The sequence below is a fragment of the Actinotalea sp. genome (genome assembly GCF_035443605.1).
Classification (GTDB): Bacteria; Actinomycetota; Actinomycetes; order Actinomycetales; family Cellulomonadaceae; genus Actinotalea.
On the sequence record NZ_DAORSQ010000052.1, the window covers coordinates 1 to 5,573 of the forward strand.

6 protein-coding genes are annotated in these 5,573 nt (G+C 74.1%); 1 reads left to right on the forward strand and 5 read right to left on the reverse strand.

What is annotated here, in order from left to right; genetic code table 11:
- Positions 1 to 3: 3 nt before the first annotated feature.
- Positions 4 to 1,290 (reverse strand): ATP-binding protein, encoded by a 1,287-nt coding sequence (locus PKY62_RS07460; protein WP_324536079.1) that lies wholly within the window; start codon positions 1,288 to 1,290, stop codon positions 4 to 6.
- 89 nt (positions 1,291 to 1,379) lie between these two features.
- The gene (locus PKY62_RS07465) at positions 1,380 to 1,739 is read right to left on the reverse strand and encodes a DUF5997 family protein (protein WP_324536094.1); all 360 of its coding nucleotides are present in this window, start codon (positions 1,737 to 1,739) and stop codon (positions 1,380 to 1,382) included.
- Positions 1,740 to 1,853: 114 nt separating this feature from the next.
- Here PKY62_RS07465 and PKY62_RS07470 point away from each other — a divergent pair, with 114 nt between their 5' ends.
- The gene (locus tag PKY62_RS07470) at positions 1,854 to 2,603 is read left to right on the forward strand and encodes a LysR substrate-binding domain-containing protein (protein ID WP_324536080.1); all 750 of its coding nucleotides are present in this window, start codon (positions 1,854 to 1,856) and stop codon (positions 2,601 to 2,603) included.
- On the opposite strand, the gene PKY62_RS07475 is transcribed toward PKY62_RS07470, so the two are convergent.
- From PKY62_RS07475 to PKY62_RS07485, 3 genes are all read right to left on the reverse strand, one after another.
- Positions 2,521 to 3,906, reverse strand: a complete 1,386-nt coding sequence (locus tag PKY62_RS07475; RefSeq protein WP_324536081.1) for an alpha-amylase family glycosyl hydrolase — start codon at positions 3,904 to 3,906, stop codon at positions 2,521 to 2,523. The genes PKY62_RS07470 and PKY62_RS07475 overlap by 83 nt on opposite strands.
- 27 nt (positions 3,907 to 3,933) lie before the next feature.
- Positions 3,934 to 4,755 carry a shikimate 5-dehydrogenase gene (locus tag PKY62_RS07480; protein WP_324536082.1) on the reverse strand — a complete coding sequence of 274 codons (822 nt, stop codon included), beginning with the start codon at positions 4,753 to 4,755 and terminating at the stop codon, positions 3,934 to 3,936.
- A gap of 50 nt (positions 4,756 to 4,805) precedes the next feature.
- On the reverse strand, positions 4,806 to 5,573 hold a 768-nt coding region (locus tag PKY62_RS07485), incomplete at its 5' end, for a hypothetical protein (protein ID WP_324536083.1).

Here is a 5,573-nt window from a genome sequence, read left to right on the forward strand (position 1 = left end):
GCCTCACAGGCGCGCGAGCGTCTCGATGTCCTCGAGGAAGTCCGCGGCCACCTCGGCCGAGACCGTCGCCTTGGTGCCCGCGATCGCCTCGACGTAGTCCGCCGTGCGCGGCCCTGGCACGCGGTGCGGGTCCGGCGCCACGACGAGCGAGGCCTCCATCGCGTGCTGCGACGCCGTGCGCGCCGCGTGCTCGATGTCGGCGGGCGAGAAGCCGTCGCTCGCGGCGACGAGCTGGTCGAGGTCCACCTCGTCGGCGACGGCCGGCGGGACGTAGCGCTCCCAGATGGCGCGCCGGGCGGCGGCGTCGGGCAGCCCGATGGGGATGACGTAGTCGAACCGCCCGTGCCGCAGGAAGGCCGAGTCCAGGGCGCGGATGAAGTTGGTCGCGCACACGAGCAGCCGGCCGGGCTGCTCGCGGAACGCGGGGATGATCTTCAGCAGCTCGTTGGTGACGCCCTGGAGGGGTGACGGCGGCTCACCGGTGCGCTTCGAGGCGATCTCCTCGACCTCGTCGATGAAGACCACGGCGTGCTCGAGCTCCGAGATCTTGTCGAACGTCTCGCGCAGCGCGCCGGCGAGACCCAGCGGGTCGGCCGCGAGGCGCGAGGGGAAGACCTCGACGAACGACCACTCGAGCCGTGAGGCGATCGCCTTGGCGAAGGTCGTCTTGCCCGTCCCGGGCGGGCCGAAGAGGACGACGGCGCGCGGCGGCACGATCCCGTACTGGTCGGCCAGGTCCGGCTGGGCGAGGGGGAGCACGAGCCGCTTCTCGAGCAGGTCCTTCTCGTGACGCATGCCGCCCACGGAGTCCCACAGCCCGCGGGCCGGCACGCGCCCGCCGAGCTCGTGCAGCGTGCCGAGCTCCTCGCGCTGCACGGGGATGCGGCGCTCGACGTAGCGCAGCCGGCTCTTGAGCTCGAACCCCTGGCTGACGAACGCGTCCACGCGGCTGCCGTCGTCCGGCAGCAGGGCCGAGAGCTTGCTGAGGCCGTGCGGGGCCATCCGCTTCTCGAGCGCCGCGAGCAGCCCGGGGCCGATGCCGCGCCCGTGCCAGCCGTCCGCCGTGGCGCTGAAGACGATCCAGCCCTGGTTGTGCGCGGCCCGCCCGACGGCGGCCCCGACCACCTCCTCCCCGTGCACGGCGACGACGGCGTGGTCCTTCTGGCACGAGGCCAGCACCTCGGACAGCGCGTAGACGGGCTCGGAGCCGGTGCGCTGGCACTGCTCCCACAGGCGCAGGATCCCGTCGAGGTCGTCCGCGTGGAAGTCCCGGAGCCGCCAACCAGGCACGTCCTCCCTCTTCCTCGCGGCAGTGCCGCGTGGGTCGCGCGGCGTCGGTGCCGCGCCCTCATCCTGGCAGGGTCGCCGGCCCCGCGGGGTCAGCCCTGGGGGTGCTGCGCCGCGCGCTCGGCGAGGCGCTTCTCCTCGCGTCGCACCTCCACGAGCGTGCGGCGCTCGTGCAGCAGCCACGCCGGCGGGTCGGCCTGGAGGGCCTCGATCTCGGCCGTGGTGACGGGACCGGTCAGGCCCGCGCGGGCGAGGCCGCTCGTCGAGACGCGCAGGCGCGCGGCGACGACGGACCGGGGGTGCGGGCCGTTGCGACGCAGCTCGGTGAGCCACGCGGGCGGGTCGGCCTGGAGGGCGGCGAGCTCCTCGCGGCTGATGACGCTCTCCTGGAACTCCGCGGGCGTGGCTGGCAGGTACACGTCCAGCTTGGCGGCGGCGGTCGCCGGCTTCATCGTCTGGGGCTTGCGGCGGCGCGGTGCGGTCTCGGTCACGGGGTCAGGATACGGTCCGGCGTCGGTAGCCTGACCTGACGGCGGCCGCCAGGGCCGTTCGAGGACCGAGGGGCGGTGGCCGTGCCGGACGTGACGTTCCGCCTCGCGCTGGTCCCCGGCGTCACGCCCACCGGCTGGCTGCGCACGTGGGGCGAGCGGCTGCCCGACGTGCGGCTCGAGCTCGTCCGGGTCGAGGCCGCCGAGCAGCTCGCTGCCCTGCGCGACGGCCGGGCGGATGCCGGCCTGCTCCGCTGGCCCGTCGCGGACGCCGGAGACGACCTCAGCGCGATCCCGCTCTTCACCGAGACGACGGTCCTCGTCGTGCCGCGCGACCACCTGCTCACCGCGCTGGACGAGGCGGGGGCTGCCGACCTGGCCGACGAGGTGCTGCTCGTCCCGCGGGACGACGTCGTGGGCTGGGCGGACCCGCCGGGCCGGCCGGCCGTTGGCGCCCCGCCGGGGACCACCGCCGAGGCGGTGGAGCTCGTGGCGGCCGGGGTCGGGGTGCTCGTCGTGCCGCAGTCGCTCGCCCGGCTGCACCACCGCAAGGACCTCACCTCCGTGCCGATGACCGACGCGCCGACGTCGGGTGTGGCGCTGGTGTGGGTGACGGAGCGGCACGGCGAGCTGGTCGAGGAGCTCATCGGGATCGTGCGCGGGCGCACGGTCAACTCCAGCCGGGGCCGTGGCGCGCCGCAGGCCGGACCGGCCCCCGCGCCGGCCGGCGCGACGCCGCGTCAGGTCACGCGTCGCCCAGCACCTCGACGTGCAGGAACACGTCGAGCAGGGGGGTCTGCCAGCGGCGGGCGACGTACGGGTCGCTGACCTCGAGCACGACCGCTGACGTCGGGGCCGGGATGCTCGCGTCGCGCACGGTCACGACCCCGCCGCCCAGCAGGTCCCGGTACTCGCCGTCGGGCAGCTGGACCGCGACGGGGCCGCCCACCGCGGCGACGTCGGCGACGACGTAGAGCGACGGACCGTCGGCCACCGGGGTGATCCGGTCGTCGGCGAGGAGTCCCCAGGCGAGCTGGACGCACGGCTCGTCCGCGAGCACCCACGGCTCGCCGGTGCGCATCGCCGGGTGCTTCTTGATCCCGGCGAGCGCGGTGACGAAGCCGCTGAGCTCGTACGTGCCCCAGTCGACCGGGTCGGGCTCGAAGAGCGACGGCCAGCGTCGCGCCGCGGACTCCTGCCCGGCGTAGACCATCAGCGGGCCACGGGCCGCGGCCATGACCGCCGTCCAGGCCAGCGCCTGGTCGCGGCTCGGGGCGAAGTGCATGATCCGGTACTGGTCGTGGTTCTCGACGAAGCGCAGCTTGGCGTGATGGCCCGGCAGCGTGGCGTCCTGCCAGCGCAGCATCTCGAGGAACCGGCCCACGGGCAGGTCGCCGACCACCACGGCCTGCCAGACCGACCACAGGTCGTACTGGTACTCGATGTCGAAGGCCTCGAACATCTCGCCGTCGCCCGCCGTCGGCAGCCCCGCCGCGCGGCGGGCCTCGACCATCGAGGGGTGCACCGTCTCGGCCAGCCACAGCAGGCCGGGCCGGATCTGCGCCAGCTCCGCGCGGGCCTGGACCCAGAAGTCGACCGGGACCAGCGAGGCGACGTCGCACCGGAAGCCGTCGACCCCGCGGCGCACCCACAGCGCGAGGGAGTCGATGAGGTAGCGCGTCAGGTCGGGGTGCGGGTGGTGCAGGTCGATGACGTCGTGCCACGCCGGCACCGTCGTGTACGGCCGGCCCTGCGCGTCCTGGTGGAAGAACTCCGGGTGCTCGGTGACGAGCACGCTGTCCTGGGCCGTGTGGTTGAAGACGACGTCGAGCATGACGCGCAGGCCCGCGGCGTGGGCGGCAGCGACGAGGTCGTCGAAGTCCTGCTCGGTACCGAGGTCGGGGTGCACGGCGCGGTAGTCGCTGATCGCGTACGGGCTGCCCAGCGAGCCCTTGCGGCCCACCTCGCCGATGGGGTGGATGGGGGTGAGGAACAGCACGTCTGCGCCGAGGGCTGCGATGCGCGCGACGTCGGCCGTGAGGTCCGCCAGGCGTCCCGTCGGGCCGTAGACCCGGGGGAAGGCCTGGTAGATCACCAGGGAGCGGACGTCCAGGGGGGTGTCGGCGGCCATGGTGCCGATGCTTCCACAGCCGGGCAGCTATGCCGAGGCGTACGCCTCGGCGCGCGCGACCTGGTCCGCCGTCGGGCGCACGCCCGTGTACCGGACGAACTGCTCGAGCGCCTGCAGCGCCATCACCTCGTCGCCGGCAAGGACGTGCGTGCCCAGGGCCCTGGCGAGCCGGACCATCGGGGTGTCCGGTGGCAGGTAGACGACGTCGAGCACCGTCGTGGCGGCGCGGACCACCTCGTCGGGGAACGGGAGGTCGTCGGCCTCCGGCCCGCCGGCCATCCCCACCGGGGTGGCGTTGACGAGCAGCTGCGGGCGCGCGTCACCCAGGTCGGCCACGGCGGGGAACCCGTACCGCTCGGCCAGCGCCCGGCCGCGCTCAAGGTTCCGCGGGGCGACCACGACGCCGCGCGTGAACCCCGCGTCCCGCAGCGCCGCGAGGACGGCCTTGCCCATCCCGCCGTGGCCGAGCAGGGCGAAGTCCTCGGTGCGGGGGATGCCGTGCTCGTCGAGCATCGTGCGGATCGCCAGGTAGTCGGTGTTGTAGCCGGTCAGCACGCCGTCGTCGTTGACGATGGTGTTGACCGAGTCGATCGCGGCGGCCGACGGGTCGATGACGTCGAGGAACGGCATGCAGGACTCCTTGTACGGCATCGACACCCCCGCCCCGCGGATGCCCATCGACCGGATCCCGCCCACGGTCGCGCCGATGTCGCTCGACGTGAACGACTTGTAGACGTAGTTGAGGCCGAGCTCGGCATAGAGGAAGTTGTGGAACCGGTTGCCGTGGTTGCCCGGCCGCGCGGCCAGGGAGATGCACATCCGTGTGTCCCGGTCGATGACGTTCACCATGGCCCCAGCCTGCCACGGGGGGTGGGTGCCCGGGCTGTCCGCACGCCCGCTCAGCGTCGCTCGCACAGCTGCAGGACGGCGGCCCGCAGCGCGGGGTCGAGCGGGACGCGTGCGTCGAGGTAGGCCACGATCGCGCGGGCCGACTCCGGCGTGCGGTCGTACCCCTGGACGAAGTCGGGCAGGTGCGGCGCCGCCCCGGGCAGGAGCGTCTCGGCGCGGCGCTCGGCCGCGAACGGGTCGCGGTGCCCTGCCGACCCCGGCTCGAGGGTCGACGCGATCGCGAGGACCCGGTCGACGGCGTGGCCCTGCACCATGCGCGCCGCGGCGAGCCGCTCGCCGCGGTGGTACCTGCCCAGGCCGACGAGCAGGTTGGTCATCGCCTCGCCGACCTGCCAGGCGACGTCGACCGGCGCATCGGCGCGCACCGCAGCAGGTCGGAGGCTCGCCGGGTCGACGTCGTCGCGACGCCACACGACGCGACCGGGTGTGAACGGGATGCCGGGCAGCTGCCACGCCTCGAGGACGGCGAACTCGCAGAGGACACCGTCGTCGTACAGCAGCTTGAAGCCGTCGGGGCTGTTGCGGAACGCGAAGGCCACCGGGGCGATGCGGGTGAGCCAGCCCAGGTCGGCGAGGTAGTCGCCCTGGTGGCCGCGCTCGACGATCGCGAAGAAGTCCAGGTCGGAGAACTCGTCGAGCCGGTCCGTCTCCGTACCCACCGAGCCGAGCCCCAGCAGGGCGAGCCCGTGGTCGGTGGCCGCGAGCGACCGACCGATCTCGGCCAGCCGTTCGAGCAGCACCGCCGTCCCGACCATCGG

Excerpts from the sequence above, each read along its gene's own strand:
- PKY62_RS07475 (WP_324536081.1), bottom strand. The coding sequence starts at position 3,906 with ATGGCCGCCGACACCCCCCTGGACGTCCGCTCCCTGGTGATCTACCAG.
- PKY62_RS07465 (WP_324536094.1), bottom strand. The coding sequence starts at position 1,739 with ATGAAGCCGGCGACCGCCGCCGCCAAGCTGGACGTGTACCTGCCAGCC.
- PKY62_RS07480 (WP_324536082.1), bottom strand. The coding sequence starts at position 4,755 with ATGGTGAACGTCATCGACCGGGACACACGGATGTGCATCTCCCTGGCC.